At 72.1% G+C, this 16,438-nt stretch carries 14 protein-coding genes and 1 pseudogene; 4 read left to right on the forward strand and 11 right to left on the reverse strand.

What is annotated here, in order from left to right; all coding sequences use genetic code 11:
• Positions 1 to 8: 8 nt before the first annotated feature.
• From AB0J67_RS12805 to AB0J67_RS12850, 10 genes are all read right to left on the reverse strand, one after another.
• Positions 9 to 980: a helix-turn-helix domain-containing protein gene (locus tag AB0J67_RS12805; protein WP_363480637.1), complete on the reverse strand. Its 972-nt coding sequence runs from the start codon at positions 978 to 980 to the stop codon at positions 9 to 11.
• A 373-nt stretch (positions 981 to 1,353) separates the two neighbouring features.
• Complete coding sequence (locus AB0J67_RS12810) at positions 1,354 to 3,927, reverse strand: family 20 glycosylhydrolase (protein ID WP_363480565.1); 2,574 nt, start codon at positions 3,925 to 3,927, stop codon at positions 1,354 to 1,356.
• A gap of 36 nt (positions 3,928 to 3,963) precedes the next feature.
• A complete protein-coding gene (locus AB0J67_RS12815; protein WP_363480568.1) occupies positions 3,964 to 4,953 on the reverse strand; it encodes a BadF/BadG/BcrA/BcrD ATPase family protein in 990 nt (329 codons plus the stop codon).
• Entirely contained in the window at positions 4,950 to 5,861 is a 912-nt protein-coding gene (gene murQ, locus AB0J67_RS12820; protein WP_363480571.1) for an N-acetylmuramic acid 6-phosphate etherase, read from the reverse strand. The genes AB0J67_RS12815 and murQ overlap by 4 nt, the downstream gene beginning before the upstream one ends.
• A gap of 165 nt (positions 5,862 to 6,026) precedes the next feature.
• Complete coding sequence (locus AB0J67_RS12825; protein ID WP_363480574.1) at positions 6,027 to 6,911, reverse strand: MurR/RpiR family transcriptional regulator; 885 nt, start codon at positions 6,909 to 6,911, stop codon at positions 6,027 to 6,029.
• Entirely contained in the window at positions 6,908 to 7,915 is a 1,008-nt protein-coding gene (locus AB0J67_RS12830; RefSeq protein ID WP_363480577.1) for a hypothetical protein, read from the reverse strand. Before AB0J67_RS12830 ends, AB0J67_RS12825 begins: the two co-directional genes overlap by 4 nt.
• Positions 7,912 to 9,879 carry an ABC transporter ATP-binding protein gene (locus AB0J67_RS12835; RefSeq protein WP_363480580.1) on the reverse strand — a complete coding sequence of 656 codons (1,968 nt, stop codon included), beginning with the start codon at positions 9,877 to 9,879 and terminating at the stop codon, positions 7,912 to 7,914. Before AB0J67_RS12835 ends, AB0J67_RS12830 begins: the two co-directional genes overlap by 4 nt.
• Positions 9,876 to 10,712 carry an ABC transporter permease gene (locus tag AB0J67_RS12840; protein ID WP_363480583.1) on the reverse strand — a complete coding sequence of 279 codons (837 nt, stop codon included), beginning with the start codon at positions 10,710 to 10,712 and terminating at the stop codon, positions 9,876 to 9,878. Before AB0J67_RS12840 ends, AB0J67_RS12835 begins: the two co-directional genes overlap by 4 nt.
• Complete coding sequence (locus AB0J67_RS12845; protein WP_363480586.1) at positions 10,709 to 11,659, reverse strand: ABC transporter permease; 951 nt, start codon at positions 11,657 to 11,659, stop codon at positions 10,709 to 10,711. Before AB0J67_RS12845 ends, AB0J67_RS12840 begins: the two co-directional genes overlap by 4 nt.
• A gap of 1 nt (position 11,660) precedes the next feature.
• Positions 11,661 to 13,208, reverse strand: coding sequence for an ABC transporter substrate-binding protein (locus AB0J67_RS12850; protein WP_363480589.1), 1,548 nt, complete (start codon positions 13,206 to 13,208; stop codon positions 11,661 to 11,663).
• A 176-nt stretch (positions 13,209 to 13,384) separates the two neighbouring features.
• On the opposite strand from AB0J67_RS12850, the gene AB0J67_RS12855 reads away from it, so the two are divergent.
• The 4 genes from AB0J67_RS12855 (at position 13,385) to AB0J67_RS12870 (ending at position 15,225) form a co-directional block, all read left to right on the forward strand.
• Positions 13,385 to 13,711 (forward strand): DUF202 domain-containing protein, encoded by a 327-nt coding sequence (locus AB0J67_RS12855; RefSeq protein ID WP_363480592.1) that lies wholly within the window; start codon positions 13,385 to 13,387, stop codon positions 13,709 to 13,711.
• Positions 13,708 to 13,986: a DUF202 domain-containing protein gene (locus tag AB0J67_RS12860; protein WP_363480595.1), complete on the forward strand. Its 279-nt coding sequence runs from the start codon at positions 13,708 to 13,710 to the stop codon at positions 13,984 to 13,986. The genes AB0J67_RS12855 and AB0J67_RS12860 overlap by 4 nt, the downstream gene beginning before the upstream one ends.
• Before the next feature lie 87 nt (positions 13,987 to 14,073).
• The gene (locus tag AB0J67_RS12865; protein ID WP_363480598.1) at positions 14,074 to 14,205 is read left to right on the forward strand and encodes a hypothetical protein; all 132 of its coding nucleotides are present in this window, start codon (positions 14,074 to 14,076) and stop codon (positions 14,203 to 14,205) included.
• A gap of 516 nt (positions 14,206 to 14,721) precedes the next feature.
• Positions 14,722 to 15,225: a CBS domain-containing protein gene (locus AB0J67_RS12870; protein ID WP_363480640.1), complete on the forward strand. Its 504-nt coding sequence runs from the start codon at positions 14,722 to 14,724 to the stop codon at positions 15,223 to 15,225.
• A gap of 244 nt (positions 15,226 to 15,469) precedes the next feature.
• Here the strand turns inward: AB0J67_RS12870 and mnhG are convergent.
• A pseudogene (mnhG, locus tag AB0J67_RS12875) lies at positions 15,470 to 15,912 on the reverse strand (monovalent cation/H(+) antiporter subunit G).
• Positions 15,913 to 16,438: the final 526 nt, after the last annotated feature.

Consider the following 16,438-nt stretch of genomic DNA (forward strand, 5'->3'; position numbering starts at 1 on the left):
GTGGTCGCTCAGGCTTCGATCCAGCCGCGGCGGCCGGCCACGTGGCCCAGCTGGAAGCGGGTGGCGACCCCCGCCTGGTCCATCAGATTGCTGACCCGGCGCTGCACGGTCCGCAGCGACAGTCCCAGCTGGCCGCCGATGGCCTGGTCGGTGAGGCCCGTCAGCAGCAGGGTGAGGATGCGGGCGTCGACCTCGTCGATCCGGTCCGCCGCCAGTTCGCTGACCCCTTCGGCGGTCGGGACGATCTCGTTCGCCTGCGCCCACACCAGTTCGAACAGTGTGATCAGCGCCTCGAGCAGACCGCTCGGATGCACCAGGAGGGCGGCGGGGGCGTCCGATGCGCGCGACGCCAGCGGGACCAACGCCAGCGCCCGGTCGGCGATCAGCATGCGCAGCGGCACCTCCGCGACGACGCGGGCGTGTTCGCCCGCGTTGACGGACTCGACGACCCGGTCCACGAAGCCCGGCCGCTCGAAAGCGGCCCGTTCCAGTACGACGCGGTAGGTGACGCCGCGGTATACGGCGGCCTCCTCGTCGATGTTGTCCTCCACGGCCACCATCGCGACGGCCGCCTTCACCAGGGCGAGAACCTCCCGTGTAGCACCGCGTTGCAGCTGGGCGAAGCGCTGGGCGACCGCCTGCGCGCCCCGTACGACGTCGATGACGTCGGTGTCGGCGCGTTCGGAAGTGTTGTTGCGGTACTGCTCGGTCAGCCGGCTCACTTCGAGCTGCGCCTTACGGATGTCGTCCTGGCGCTGCACGAGCAGCGAGCCGAGCGCCAGATCCGGGGGTGAGGCCGTGAAGTGTCCGGCAGAGGTGGCCGACTGTGCGACGAGGCCCTTGTGCTGAAGCGACCTCAGCACGTCACGAACGTGGGACAGGTCGGCCTGCAACGCCGCAGCCAGCCCTTCGACCGTCTCGGACGGCAGCCGGATGAGCCGGCGGTAGACACCCTCCTCGAACGGCTCCAGCCCGAGCACATCCAAGATCGGGGCCACCTCAGCGACTCCGGCGGCAGCGGCCGGCGGCCGAGGTGTGGGTGGATCCTCCCGGAGCGGCCGGGCGATGCCGCCGACCGCGTCGTGATCGTGTGGCATGGCCTCAGGTGCCTCCTCCTGGCGCTACTCGGCCGACAGCGCGATCCGGGCAGGGACGGCGGACGGCCGCAGGGATTGCAGCGGGGCACCGCCGGCGACGTCGCCAGAGGACCGTAGCAACATCATCACCGCGCTGACCAGGCGTCGCCGAAGCTTCTTTTCATCTTCTGCTCGTTACGTGTGAACAACTGACGTGCAGTCAGTCTTCGCGCCCCGCCCGGTTCAGTAGCGAACCGGGCGGGGCGAGCGCCTACCGTCAGGCGCCGAAGACGTTGAAGTCCCAGATGGAGTAGCCGTAGACGGTGCCCCGCTGGGTGCCGTACATGCGCACATAGCGGCCGGTGCCGGACAGGCCGGTCAGGTCGTCGACTCCCCCGTCGCCGGTGGTGGTCGAGTAGATCGGTGTCCAGTTGACGGCGTCGTCCGAGACCTGGATCTCGTAGGACTTGCCGTAGGCGGCCTCCCAGTTGATCCGGACCCGGTTGACCGTACGGGTCGAGCCGAGGTCGACGTAGATCCACTGCGGGTCGCTGCGGTCGCTGGACCAGCGGGTGGCCGAGTCGCCGTCGACAGCGTTGACCGCCTCGACGCCGACGCGGTAGGTGCTCGACACGATGACCGGCCGACCGAGGGCCAGGTCATTGCCGACGGCGGCGGCGTACAGGTCGGACACCTGGCCGGCGGTCAGCGCCTGACGGTAGACGGCGGTGTCGTCGAGCACCCCGGAGAACGGCCGCTTGCCGCCCAGGCCCCCTAGCGGCAGCGCGATGGTCTGCGGGATGGTCTGCTGGAACACACCGTCGGCGTAGAGGCTGGTGCCGGTGGTAGTGCCGACCATGGTCAGGTGGACCCACTGGTTGAGCGGCAGCGCGTAGGTGAACGGGTGGTTGCCGACCCCGTAGCGGGTGATGCCGACCTGGTGGTTGCTGCCGTTCTCCTCGACCTTGATCGCCTGCTCCATGTCGCGGATCAGGACGGTGTTGGTGCTGTCGGCGGTGCGTTTGATCCAGGTGCTGAACGTCCACGGTCCGGGGATGGCCCGGCCGCCGAGGCTGAGCGTCTGCGACGTGCCCGCGGTGAACTGCAGGCCGTTGCCGGTGCGGCCGGTCGCGGGGTAGGTCGGCCGGTAGAGCCAGCCGTTGCCGTGCAGTGTGCCGACGGTGTCGGCGATGCTGAGCTGCCAGTGTCCGGGGTAGTGGGTGGCGGCGGTGGGCGTGTAGGCGGCGTTGTAGGTGTAGCGGTGGATGGGCTGGGCGTTGGTGGTGGCCGCCGGGTGGGTGCGTGGTGTCGCGCCGGGCGCGTCGCCCAGTGCCGCGACGGCTGCGGTGAACTGCGCGAACGTCAGTGTCGCCGGGTCGGCGCTCCAGGTGCGTTCGGCCAGTTCGGAGCGCCGGCCGTCGAACATGTCGAGGTAGTAGCCGGTCTCGCTGAAGAACAGGTCGTCGCCCCAGGCGGCCAGGACCTGGCCGGCGTTGCGGGCGTGGGCCACGGGCGTCCAGGCATACATCTCACCGCGGGCGACGACCTTGGACTCGTAGTCGGCGGGTGAGATGTAGAACCGGTCGTAGGGCCCGGTCTTGTACGACGATTCGACGACGTCGTAGCCCAGCGAGCGCATCGTCGACGACACCGACGTCGATCCGAAGTTCATGATGAGCACGTCGGCGGCGGGCTGGATGTCGGCGTTGTTGACCCAGATCATGGCCTTCTTGCCCAGGCCGACGACGGTCTGGCGCAGCTGCTCGATGTAGACCTCCTGCAGGTCGGCCAGCGTGGTGAGGCCGCCGGTCATCTTGGCCTGCAGGTAGGGGCAGGTGGCCAGGGCTGCGGGGACCTCGTCGTTGCCGAGGTGGATGTAGGTGGCGGGGAACCAGGCGGCGAAGGTGGTGACGATCTGCTGCATCCACGTCACGACGGCGGGGTCGGTGAAGTCGAGGGTCTGCGGGTCGCCGCACTGGCTGTTCAGGGACCGGTCGACCCCGCCGAGACCTGCGACGGGGGCCATCTTGGTCGGGTTCTGGATCTCGGGCACGACGGTGACGTGGTGCTCGGCGGCGACCTGCAGGATCGTGTTGATGTCGGCCTGGCTGTAGCGCTGCGCCGGGTCGGTGGGTGCGGCGGCCGCATACGACGGGTGGTAGAGCCGGAACGCGTTGGCCTGGTTGAACATCAGCTGCAGCACGTTCAGTTTGTTCCAGGACATGCGCCGGATCTCATCGGTGATCTCGGCGACGCTCATGTAGCGGCGGCTGACGTCGAAGTGCTCGGCGCGGTAGGCCAGCGACGGCCAGTCGCGGGCGGTGCCGGCGGGCAGGCCGGTGTGGGCGGGGTCCAGGCGCAGCAGCTGGGCCAGGGTGCGCCCGCCGTAGTACACACCGGTGGAGGTCGGGGCGGACAGCGTCGCGGTGCTCCCGACGGTGAGCTGGTAGCCCTCGGTGCCCAGCGCCACGTCGGGGTCCAGGCGCAGCACGATGTCACCGGGGTTGGCGGTGGCGGAGGTGACCACGGTCGGGCTGAGGCCGGTGACGGCGGCGAAGTCGTCGCGCACCTCGGTGGCGACCTCGCTGAGGGTGCGGGTGGACAGCAGCGGGCCGGTGACGCCGGAGGTGGCGGCGCCGGCGTCGGCGGGGTCGACGACGATGCGGGTGGCCGTGGTGAGGGTGAGGGTGCCGGTGCCGCCGGTCCACTCGCGCAGGCTGGGGACCAGCACCGGTTCGGGGTTGGCGGCGTGGGCCGGGATCGCGGTGAGCAGGGTGGCGGTGAGGGCGAGTGTGCTGATCGCGGCGACGCGTGCGGCGTGCCGGGTGGTGTGGATCCTGCCAACGGCCATGTCGGAGGATCACTCCCTTCCTGGGGTGGGCGGCGGTCAGGCCGTCTGGGGGGTGGCGGGGTGAGCAGCGGGGGTGAGCCGTTCGAGGTCGGCGCCTGGGGGCAGCGCCTGGTGTACGGCGGCGGCGGCGAGGGTGACCGCGCCGTCGAGTGAGGTTCCTGCCCGGGTCAGCAGGCGGAGGTGGGGGGCTCGAGCGGCCAGCCGCTCGGCCAGGGCCGTGGTCAGCGGCGGTCCGGCGTGCAGCAGGTTGCCGACAGCGGCGGCGCGTGGTGGTGCGCCGGGTGGCAGCGCGGCCAGCAGGGTGTCGGCCAGGTGCCGTCCGGCGGTGCGCATGATGCGGTACGCGATCGGATCGGCGGCCGCCGCGGCGGCCACGTCGGGGGCGAATCCGGCCAGCAGCGCGCCCCGGTCGGGGCGGCTGGTGACGGCGTGGACGAGTTCGGCCGGGCTGCCGTAGCGGGTGTGCATCGCGTCGAGCAGGGCCGGTGATCCGCCGGGGCGGCCGTCGTGGGCGCGCAGCGCGGCGTCGATGCCGGTGCGGCCGATCCAGGCGCCGCCGCCGCTGTCGCCGAGCAGGGTGCCCCATCCGTCGGCCCGCCGCCAGGCCCCGTTGCCGTCGCTGCCCAGTGCGATCGCGCCGGTGCCTGCGGCGACGACCGCTCCCCCGCCGGTGCCGAGCGCGCCGATGTGGGAGGTGAGCACGTCGGAGCAGAGCAGCACCGTCGGGGCGGGACGCCCGGCGGTGATCGTGGCCGCGAGCCGGTGGCGCAGCCCGGTGCCGAGCAGTGCCGCGCCGGTGCAGCCGAGCACGACGGCTTGCGCAGCCGAGCCCGGGGGCAGCAGCGCGGCGGTGACGTAGGTGACGGCACGGCCGACCTGTTCGGGGTCGACGCCGTCGGGACCCATCCGGATCGGGGTGGGGTCGGTGCGGGTGGCGAGGGTTTCGGCCCCGTCGGCGGTGATGCGGGCCAGTGCGCCCCGCACGCCCGTGCCGCCGATGTCGAAGCCGAGGATGTAGCCGGTCACGGCCGTGCGGCGATGGCCTGGCGGACGTGGCCGCCGGCTTCGTCGAGGCGGATCCGGGCGGTGACCGGGTCGAGGTCGCCGAGCACGGCGACGATCGCGGTCTTCAGGTCGCCGCCGGAGTCGGCCAGCGCGCGGCGGCCGGTCTGCTCGTCGACTCCGGTGGCGGCGACCAGGATGGTCAGCACCCGGCCGCGCAGCTTGGCGTTGGTCGCCACGACATCGACCATGAGGTTGGAGTACGTGCGTCCGAGCCGGACCATGGCGGCGGTGGACAGCGTGTGCAGGACGAGCTTCTGCGCGGTGCCCGCCTTCATGCGGGTCGAGCCCATGACCGCCTCAGGTCCGGTGTCGGCGGCGATGTGGACGTCGGCGAGCGCCGCCAGGGGCGCGGCCGGGTTGCCGCTGATGAGCACGGTGCGGGCTCCGGCGGCGCGGGCGGCGGCCAGCGCCCCGGCGACGTAGGGGGTGCGGCCACTGGCGGTGAGCCCGACCGCGACGTCCACCAGGCCGATCTCCGCTGCGGCGGCACGCCCGGCGTCCTCGTGGTCCTCGACGCTCTCCACAGCGGAGGTCATCGCCTGGACCCCGCCGGCGAGGTGGGCGACGAACCGGTCGGCGGGCAGGCCGTAGGTGGGCGGGACCTCGGCGGCGTCGAGGACCCCGAAGCGGCCGGAGGACCCGGCGCCGAAGTAGTGGATCCGGCCGCCGCGACGCAGCGCCGCGACGACGAGGTCGACTGCTTCGGCCAGCTGCGGCAGGGCTGCGGCCACGGCGGCGGGCACCCGGGCGTCCTCGTCGTGCAGGGCCCGGACCAGTTCGAGGGTGCCCAGCTGGTCCAGGTCGGTGGTGCGGGGGTTGCGGCCTTCGGTGGGCGACGCGACGCGCACGGCGCCAGCGGTGGTGCTCATCAGATTCCTTCCGTGGATACTCCGGCCTTCAGGCCGGAGAGGAAACGGAACCCCTGCGCAGCAGGACAGGCAAAACCGATCCGCTGTCGAGGCAGACCGGCGTCCACCCATGTCGCGAGGCTCGCCGGTGTCCGTTGAGGATTCGTGCTGTGGGCGGGGAGGATGTCAACGTGGATCCCTTTCCATGGGCAGGGCACGGCCGCGCACCGCGTCGTGCGCGCGCTCCATGGCCTCCAGTGATTCCTCGTAGCGCTGCTTGGCGAGCAGGACGAACAGGCAGTCGACGACGGTGAGCTGCGCGGTGCGCGACACGGTTCCGCCGCTGCGGAAGGTCGTCTCCCGGGCGGCGGTGACCAGCACGACGTCGGCCTGCGCGGCGGCCGGGGACTCGGGGTTGCTGGTGATCACCGCGACGGTCGCGCCGCGCCGCTTGGCCTCGGCGAGCACGTCGAGGATGTCGCGGGTACGTCCGGAGTGGGTCAGCGCGACCGCGACGTCGCCAGGCCGCAGGCTCGACGCGCTCATCAGGGCGGCGTGTGGATCGGACCAGGCGGCGGCGTAGTGGCCGATCCGCAGCAGCTTCTGCGCCGCGTCGGCGGCGACGGTGGCGCTGGAGCCGACGCCGTACACGTCGGTGCGCCCGGCGGTGTCGATGGCGGCGACGAGCCGGTCGAGGGCGTCGATGTCGAGGCGGGCGACGGTGTCCTCGACGGCGCGGGCGTCGGCGAAGCCGACCTTGCGGATGATGTCGGCGGTGGTGTCGGCGGGGGTGATGTCACCGGCGAGGTTGACGTCGGGGCGGGCGTCGGCGCGCTGGCGCTCGGCTTCGGCGGCCAGGTGCAGCCGCAACTGGGCGTATCCACGCAGGCCGATGTTGCGGCAGAACCGGGTGACGGTGGTCTCCGAGGTCCCGGCGGCCTGCGCCAGCTCGGAGATGGTCAGCTCGGCGGCGGTGCCGGGGTCGTCGAGCACGACGCGGGCGATGGCCTGCTCGGCGCGGGGCAGCCCGGACAGCATCCCGCGCAGGCGGACCAGAACGTCTACGGTCATGACAGGCTCCTTCGGTCGGTGGCGGCGAGTGCGCGCCACCGTGGATCATCCATCCCCTCGGCGGGGAACAGGCACAGTGGACCGTCCACCTGCGCCAGTGCCTGCGCGAACGCGGCCGCGTCCAGGGGGTCGCCCCAGTCGGCGCCGCGGGAAAGGCCAGGGTCGGCGGTGGTCTGCACCATGGGCACGACCGGCCGGGTGGTATGGGCGGACAGGTCGGCGACGGTGCGGCCGATCCAGGACGGCGGCTGCCGCAGGATCGCGTGGTACGTCATGACCAGGAAGCCGTCGACGTGCTGTCCGAGCGCGGTGACGTCCTGCCCGACGATGCGGCGCTGCCACGCGTCGCCGGGCACCAGGAACATGCCGAGCGGCAGACCCGGCCGAGCGGCTTGGACCGCGGCGGCGACACCGGCCGCCACCCCGGTGACGACCTGCTCGCGCCAGGTGTGCCACGGCTCGTACAGCGGCCCGAGCAGCAGCCGCGCCGCATCGCACGGTTCGGCGGGCACGTCGTGGCCGGTGTCGCGCGCGAACGCGGCCAGGGTCGCCGGGTCGAAGGAGGTGCGACGCGGTGCCGCGCCGGGCCGCAGTTCCAGCTCCCAGTGCAGTGGCCAGCGCAGGAAGTCCAGCACCAGCCCGTCCACCGGGCCGGTCGCCAGCGCGGCGCACCGGTCGAGGAGCTCTCGTACGTAGTCGGGGTCGGTGGGGGTCAGCCCGGTGTACCACTCCATCGGCGCCCAGCCGCCGCGTTCGTCGACGGGGCGCAGGTCGTCGCGCCGGCGCGGGTCGGCGTGGTCGCTGAAGCAGGCGACGCTGCCGAGTATGTTCAGCCCGGCGCGGTGGCAGGCTTCGGCCAGGGCCGGCGTGACCGCGGCGGCCTTGGTGATCAGGGTGGTGATCCCCGCCGTGGCGGCCCGGTCGAGCAGCCGGGCCGTAGCGTCGGCGTCGGTCAGCGACCGATCGAAGGCGTACATCGCCCGCAGCCGGGCGCGGGCGCTCACCGCAGCTCTCCCGGGAAGTGGCAGGCGGAGGTGTGCGCGTCAGTGCTCAGCCGCGGGTCGACGTCGACGCACACCTGCCGGTCGGGGCGGTGCAGCGGGCCGATCGGGCAGCGGGTGCGGAACCGGCAGCCGGTCGGTGGGTTCTTCGGGCTGGGCAGGTCGCCGGTCAGCACGATCCGTTCGCGGCGCAGGCCGGGGATGGGTTCGGGCGAGGACGACAGCAGCGCGGCGGTGTACGGGTGCTGCGGGTCGGCGTACACGCGGTCGGCGGGTCCGGTCTCGACGATGCGGCCGAGGTACATGACGGCGACCCGGTCGGCCAGGTGCCGCACGACGGCCAGGTCGTGGGCGATGAACAGGTAGCCCAGCCCGAGTTCGTCGCGCAGGTCGGCGAGCAGGTTGATGACCTGTGCCTGCACTGACACGTCGAGTGCCGACACGGGTTCGTCGCACAGCAGCACGCGCGGGTTGGTGGCCAGTGCGCGGGCGATGCCGATGCGCTGGCGCTGGCCGCCGGAGAACGCGTGCGGGTAGCGGTCCAGGTGCGCGGCGGCCAGGCCGACGGTGGCCAGCAGCTGTGCCGCCCGTTCCCTGGCGTGCTCGGCGGGCACACCACCGGCGCGCAGCGCCTCGGCCATGGACTGCCCGACGGTGCGGCGGGGGTTCAGCGAGGCGTACGGGTCCTGGAACACGTACTGCACCGCGCCGCGCACACCGCCGCGGGCCGGGTCGACGGGCGTGCTGTCGATCCGAACCGTCCCGGAGGTGATGGGGTGGAGACCGACGATGGCCTTGGCCAGGGAGGACTTGCCGCAGCCAGACTCCCCCACCAGGCCGAGCGTCTCTCCCGCGGCGACGTGCAGGCTCACGCCGTCGACGGCGTACACCGGCGCCGCTGGACGCCACAGGCGACGCCGTCCGGCCAGGTCGACACGCAGGTCCTCGAGGGCGAGCACGGTATCGCCGACCGCGGGGCGGGGCGCGGGAAGGGCCGGGGCAGCGACGACGGCCACGTCGGCGGCGTGCCAGCAGGCGACCTCGCGGCCGTCGACGGCGCGCAGCGCCGGGCGCTGCTGTGCGCAGACGTCGGTGGCCTGGGCGCAGCGGGGCGCGAACACGCATCCGGTGGGCAGGCCGGCCGGGTCCGGGGGCGCGCCGGGAATCGCGGTCAACCGCGCGGTCGGCACGGCGTCCAGCCGGGGCATGGCCCGCAGCAGGTTCGCCGTGTACGGGTGCCGGGGCGCGGCCAGCACCTGCTCGACGGTGCCGTGCTCGGCGACGCGGCCCGCGTACATGACGACGACCTCGTCACACAGCTCGGCGACCACGCCCATGTCGTGGGTGATGACGACGATCGCGACGCCCAGTTCGTCGCGCAGCCGGGCCAGCAGCCGCAGGATCTGCGCCTGGATGGTGACGTCGAGAGCGGTGGTGGGCTCGTCGGCGATGAGCAGGTCCGGTTCGTTGGCCAGGGCGATGGCGATGACGACACGCTGGCGCATGCCGCCGGAGAACTGGTGCGGGTAGTCGTCGAGCCGGTTGGCGCCGTCGGGGATGCCGACCAGGGTGAGCAGCTCGGCGGCACGGGTGCGGGCGGCGGTGCGGGTGGCGCCGTGGGCGGTGAGCGCTTCGGCGATCTGGTCGCCGACGGTGCGCACGGGGTTGAGCGCCGACTGCGGGTCCTGGAACACCATCGCGATCCGGCCGCCGCGCAGCCGCCGCATGCGCCGCTCGGGCATGGCGAGCAGATCCTCGCCGTCGAAGTGGACCGAGCCGCCCGCGACGCGGCCGGGATTGCGCAGCAGGCGCATGACCGAGCGGGCGGTGACGGATTTGCCGGAGCCGGACTCCCCGACGATGCCGAGGATGGTGCCGCGGCGCACGGTCAGGTCGACGCCGTCGACGGCCGTGGTGTCGCCGAACCGGGTACGCAGGCCTTGGACCTGGAGGAGTGGGGTGGTCACCGGTGCACCGCCTCGTTGAGCGCGTCGGAGATGAGGGTCAGGCCCCAGGCCAGCAGCAGCAGGAGCAGCGCCGGGCCGAGGACGTACAGGTGCTGGGTGGTCATGTAGCGCATGCCGGTGTTGAGCAGCGCGCCCAGCGACGGCTCGGGTGGCTGGATGCCCAGGCCGACGATGCTCAGCGAGGATTCGAGGAAGATGCCGCCGACCATGCCCACGGCGACCTGCACGATGACCGGGTCCAGGGCGTGCGGCAGGATGTGCCGCACCATGATCGTGGTCCGGGGCACGCCCATGACCTGGGCGGCGTGCACGTACTCGCGCTGGGCCTGGGTGAGCAGCCCGGCGCGGGCCAGGCGGCCGAAGGCGGGCAGGCCGTAGACGACGATCGCGACGAACAGCGCCCACCAGCCCGCGCCGAGCACCAATGCGATGCTGATGCCGAGGATGAGGCTGGGGAAGCCGAGCACGACGTCCAGGCAGCGCTGCAGGAACGTGCCCAGGCCCCGGTGCAGGAACCCGGCCAGGCCGAGCAGGGTGCCGACGACGGCGCTGACGGGCACGGCCAGGCCGACCAGCGCCAGGTCGGTGCGCAGGCCGTACAGGGCGCGGGCGAGGATGTCGCGGCCGAGCTCGTCGGTGCCGAACAGGGCGGGCCATGCGCCGGGCTGCAGCGAGCCGCTGCCCTGGGCGTCGTAGCCCTGCGGGGCCAGCACCGGGGCGAACAGCGCGGCCAGGCAGAGAATGCCGACCAGGGCGGTGCCGGTCAGGCCCCGCGGGGTGCGCAGGGCCGCGAGGTAGCGGCTGCGCGGGCGGTCAGTGGTGAGGGCGGTCATGACGCTCCGAGCCGGACGCGGGGGTCGAGCCAGGCCAGGACCAGCTCGGTGAGGATCTGGATGACGGCGGCGACCGCGACGGCGAGCAGCACCAGGACCTGCACGACGAGGTAGTCGCGACTGGCCATGCTGGTCACGGCGAGGGTGCCCAGGCCGTTGCGGGCGAACACGGCTTCGACGACGATCGCGCCGGCCAGCAGCTCGCCCAGGCGCAGCCCGATCGCCACCGCGCCGGTGCCGAGGCTGGTGCGCAGCACATGCCGTCGGGTGACCTGGGCGGGGCTGAGGCCCTTGGCGGTGGCGAGGTCGACGAACTCCTCGCCGCGGTTGCGGCGCATCTCGGTCTGCACCAGGCGGCCGATCGCGGCGGCCTGCGGCAGCGCCAGCGCGACCGCGGGCATGATCAGGTACTGGATGCCGATGACGGGGTCGTCGAGCAGCGAGACCTCGCCGCCCGCGGGCAGCACGGGGAACGCGATGCCCAGGGCGAGCACCAGCAGCAGGCCGGTGAGGAACGGCGGGGCGGCCAGCAGGGCGCTGCTGACACCGTCGACGGCGGCGCGCACGGCGGGGCTGCGGCGGTTGCCGCCGAGCACGCCGAGCCCGATGCCGAGCAGGCTCATCAGCAGCGCGGCGACGACGGCCAGCTCGACGGTGCTGGCGGCGCGGTCGGCCAGCAGTTCGGCCACGGGCCGGCCGGTGGTGAACGAGGCGCCGAGGTCGCCGGTGAGGACCCCGCCCAGCCAGTTCAGGTACTGGCTGGGCAGGGACTGGTCCAGGCCGAGGGCGTCCCGTACCGCGGCGACGGCCTCCGGTGGCGCGTCCGGTCCGGCGATGGTGACTGCAGGGTCGCCGGGCGCGAGCCGCGGCAGCGCGAACGCGATCACGGAGCTGGCCAGCAGCACCCCGGCCAGGGACGGCAGCCGCCGCAGCAGGAACGTCAGCATGTCAGGCCGCCAGGTACGCGTCCGTGGCCACGACGCAGCCCAGCGGCACGGTGGTCACGCCGGACAGCTTCGCGCTGCGGACGTGGTACTGCGGGGCCACGGCGGTGACGTGGCTGAAGGCGCTGTCGAGCAGGTACGTCGACAGGTCGGTCAGGGCCTTGGGGCGGGCGTTCTCGTCGGCCTGCTGCAGGGCGGCCTTGAGGGTGTCGTACCGCGGCTCGGCGAACTTGGACGGGTTGCCGGTGCGCAGCGACGGCATCGCGTCGACGATGGTGGCGGCGGAGAAGCCGACCATGCCGTGCAGCAGCAGGAACGCCGGACCGAGGGTGCCGGCGACCTGGCGGGCGTCGAACTCGGCGGTGTCCAGCGCGACGGCCTCGGGCGCGAGGCCGATCTGCTCCAGGTTGAACCGGACGATCTCGAACAGGCTCTTCATGGTGGGCAGGTTCGCGAACGCGATCGGCACCTTCGCGCCCTTGGCCCCGGCCTGCTCGACCAGCGCCTTGGCCTTGTCCAGCTGAAGGCTGTAGTGGGCCGCGAGGTCCTTCGGGTAGCCGTTCTCGGTCGCGGTCCACCACAGGTCGGAGACGTTGGCGTCGCCGCCGAACACCTGCGCCTTGATCCGTTCGCGGTCCAGCGCGTAGCCGACGGCCTGGCGGACCTCCTTCTTGTCGAAGGGCGCGGCGGTGACGTTCAGGCCGAGCGGGTAGAACACCCCACCGGCGTTCTCCAGCGCGTAGGCGGAGTCGACCTTGAGGGCGGCAATGTCGGTGCTGGTGAGGCCGTTGGCGAGGTGGGCACGCCCGCCCCGCAGGGCCGACTGCAGGGCGGTGGCGTCGCTGATGACGGCGACCTCGACCTTGTCGAAGTAGGGCCGGTCGGCGATGCGGTACTTCGGGTTGCGCTCCAGGCTGATGCCGGCCTTGGGCCGCCACTGCTTCCACACGAACGGGCCGGTGCCGACGACCGTGCTGCCGTCGGCGATCTTGCCGAAGGTGTCCTTGTCGACGATCGCGGTGAGGTGGAACAGGTCGAACAGGCTGTCGCTGGGCTTGTCCATGGTGATGGTGACCTGGTGCGCGCCGGTGGCCTTGACGGTCAGCTTGAGCGCGACGGCGCGCAGCTGGGAGGCGTTCTTGGCGTCCTTGACCTGCTCCAGGGAGTAGACGACGTCCTCCGCGGTCATCGGTCGGCCGCTGTGGAAGACGACGTCGTCGCGCAGGTCGACGACGAGCTGGGTGCGTTCGGCGTTGTAGGTCCAGTTCTTGGCCAGGACGGGCTGGGGGCGGCGCTGGTCGTCGAGCTCGGCGAGGGGCTCGAACACCAGCCGGCGCCACATCCAGTTACCGGCCCGGTTGGCCATGACCGCGCCCGGCTGGGCGTCGGCGCTGGCGGCCAGGTGCAGGGTGCCACCGCGGACCGGGCCGCCGGTGCCGGTGGTGGCGGGCTCGTCGACGGCCGACCGGCAGCCGGTCAGGGCCAGGAAGGCAGTGGAGAGGCCGCCGGCCAGCAGGGCGCGGCGGGAGACGGAGACGGGCGAAGAAGGCATACGGGGCGGTTTCCCTTCAGGCGGGCGGCACTTGGCGGGTGCCGCGGAGGGACCGTAGCAACATGACCAGCTGTTTGACCAGAGGATGCCGTGATTAATTTTCTTAACATGAGTTTCTGCCGTGAATGATTAACCCCGGTGGCAGGCAGCCCCACGCCGTCGCCTACCGTCAACGCGTGCCCCGACCAGAGGAGATCGGCGAGGAACCCGACTACCGGTTCACGCTCGCCAACGAACGAACGCTGCTGGCATACCTGAGATCGGCGCTGGCACTGATGGCGGGCGGAGTCGCGCTGTGGCAGCTCACCGGCCATGTCGAAGCCGGCGTCGGCACGGCACTTCTGGCCTGCGGCGCCGCGCTCGCTGCGCTCAGCTACCCCCGCTGGCGCACCGTCCAACGGGCGCTTCGCCGCAACGAGCCCCTACCGCACACCGCCCTGCCACTGTTCGTCATCGCGACAATGATCTGCGCCGCAGTCGCGCTGCTGGCGACCCGGGCATGAACGGGCTCGCCGCCGAACGCACCGCGCTGTCGTGGCGACGCACCGGCCTGTCCTGCGTCGCTGCGGCCGGGGTGCTGCTCCGGCTCGACACCGCGTTGAGCGCCGCCGCCCGCGCCGGCCTGGGCGCAGCCGCCCTGATGGTGCTCGCCGCGGCAGAGATCCGGCAGGCACAGCTGCGCAGAGTGCAGCTCACCGAGGCCCATCCCGGTCTCGTGTTCGTGGCGGCAGCGGCCGTCACGGTCGCGGGCATCTGCCTGTTGCTCGACGCGCGCTGACGGCCGACTCCTCGATCCCGGACCAGGTCGACGCGCTTTCGGACAGGCTCTGACGAGGCGACGGCTGGGGCGCACTCGTTCGTGGTCGTGGGCTCGACGCTGATGTTCCTGTACCGGTGCCCGGACGGCGTGATACTGCCCTTCGCGGCGTATCCCGACGGCACGGTGAAGGTCTACACCGATCCCGACCACGCTGGTGAAAGCTTCTACCGCCAATGACTGGTGAAGTGTCCAGCCGCGGCTCCACCGCCATCGTCAGCACGGCTGGACGACGACATCGCGTCGCAGCCGCCCAAAGGCGTCCGGGTCGATGCTGCCGTCCTCAGGCGACAGCACGGCGGCGGCCGACAGTGCGACCGCGTCGCGCAGCCGCAGCGGACATTCCCAGCTCGTGGCCTGGCGTAGACGCAGACCCGGGTGAAGGCCGCCTCTCCGGGCGCCACCGCAGGCGGGTGGGCGTCGGCCAGGCTCCGGCTGTCGCCGGCGTTACCGAACCCGGACTACATGCCGCCGTCGGGCCGCCCGTGGCGCGTGGCGTTGGCCTCACGGGCGACGGCCATGGTCGCGGCGGTGCGGTAGGCGCGTTTGCCGACGGTCGGCAAGCAACAGGCTGATCCTTTGCGGCCGGCTCACCTGCCCGAGCGCGGGTCGCGCGGGCAGGCTGGAGGCAGTTCAAGTGCTGCTCGTCGCCGACTCGATCTCGGCCGGCGACGTCCCCGAGGAGGTATCGCCGTGATGCAGTGGCGTGTCAGCGACGTCATGAACACCGATGTCGCGATCGCGTACGAGGACACACCGGTCACCAAGATCATTGAAATCCTGGCGGGGCGCGATGTCTGCGGAGTTCTGATCCTCGACCAGCGCGACCGCGTCGTGGGCATCGTATCGCCCGACGACCTGCTGCCCACCATCGCGGCGGTCCACGGCAACGCTCGCGCGCCCCACCGGCACACGCCGGTGAAGGCCGCGGCCACCCAGGCATGGCAACTGCTCAAGTCGCCGGTGCCGACCGTCCGCGCCGTCGCCCCGCTGGCCGTGGCCGCCGAGCAGATGCGCGCGACGCGCGCCTCGCAGCTTGTCGCCACCGGCGAGTTCGGCGAACCGCTGGGCGTGGTCACCTCACGGGATGTGGATCGGATCCGGGGGCGGCGCGAGGACTTCGACGACCAAGCCGCTGTCGGCGGTGGCGCAGGCCGGGTGGCTGGCACGGCCATGGCCGGCGCTCGATCGGCCGACTGAGGCGATGTCATGTCAGTGCCACTTCGATGAGTGGCGACGACATGATCGCCGAGGAGCGCCGGCTCCTTCAGTAGACGATCGAGGCGTGCCGCCGCCGCCACGCCGACAGGGAACCTCGCCGGCGGCGAGGTTCCCGGCCAACCACATGGGTTCGGAGGCAGCGAAGATGGCAACTCTCGCCGTAGGTGGTCCCGACACGTTCGCTGACCGGTCGCGTCTCGTCGTCACCGGCCCTCTCCGCAGATCACCGGCAACCGAGGCCACACCGTCGGTCCGCGCCGATCAGGACACTGCCGACTTCGCGGACATCGTCGACGAGTGGGGGCGTCAGTCCTTCCCGGCCAGCGACCCGCCCGCGAACTGGTAGTGCCGTCATTGACGCCCGCGCCGCCTCAGTCGCCGAGGATCCGTCGGGTCTGCTCGTCGGCGGCGAGGTCGTCGACGATGAGCAGGTCTTTGCGGGCGACCCGGAGCGGTACGCGGCGCGGCCGACCATGTGCGCGCCGACGGGAACGGTCGCCAACTGGAAGAGGCCGATCAGTGCCAGGGTCGGGAGGTCCTCCATGCTGCGCAGCCGCAGGCCGACCGCCACAGCACCAGGATGAGGCCGAAAACCTGGGGCTTGGCGGTCGTGTGCACGCGGGACAGCGTGTCCGGGAAGCGCAGCAGGCCCAGGCCCGCGGCCACGCACAGCAGTGCCAGTGTCCCCCCGGCTCGTCGCCCGCCTGGCGCTGACTGGCTCCACTCGAACAGCCGGCGACACGGCCGACACTGTACTGGCGATCATGCTGCGGCCGACGGGACGAGACTGCCGCCTTGATCGCGGTGTGCAGGAGTGACGTCCTCATTGGTCTGTTCACGGTCCAGCGGCTTCTCGCCGGGACGGCCACGACGCGATCAGTTCGACCTCGGACGGCATGATCTACGGTTCGGGCTGGCGACCGACAGCGCCGGCACGGCTTCGCCCTTCGCCGCGATCAGAGCTCCGAACCGATCCAGCGGCGTGACGTTCACGCATCCCACCGTATTCGTCGCATCACCGCACGGTGGGCACAAGGCGCAGAAAGCAGCGTTGCAGATTCGCCCAGCGAGACCTGTATGACCTGCCGATCATCGGCAACTTCGAGTCGGACGTGAATACCCTGATGAGCCTTTATGATCACGGATGACGAAGTAGGACGGCGGAGGTCTCAGGCCGTCGACGCTGTGTCTG

This window comes from Catellatospora sp. NPDC049609 (genome assembly GCF_040675365.1).
Lineage (GTDB): Bacteria > Actinomycetota > Actinomycetes > Mycobacteriales > Micromonosporaceae > Catellatospora.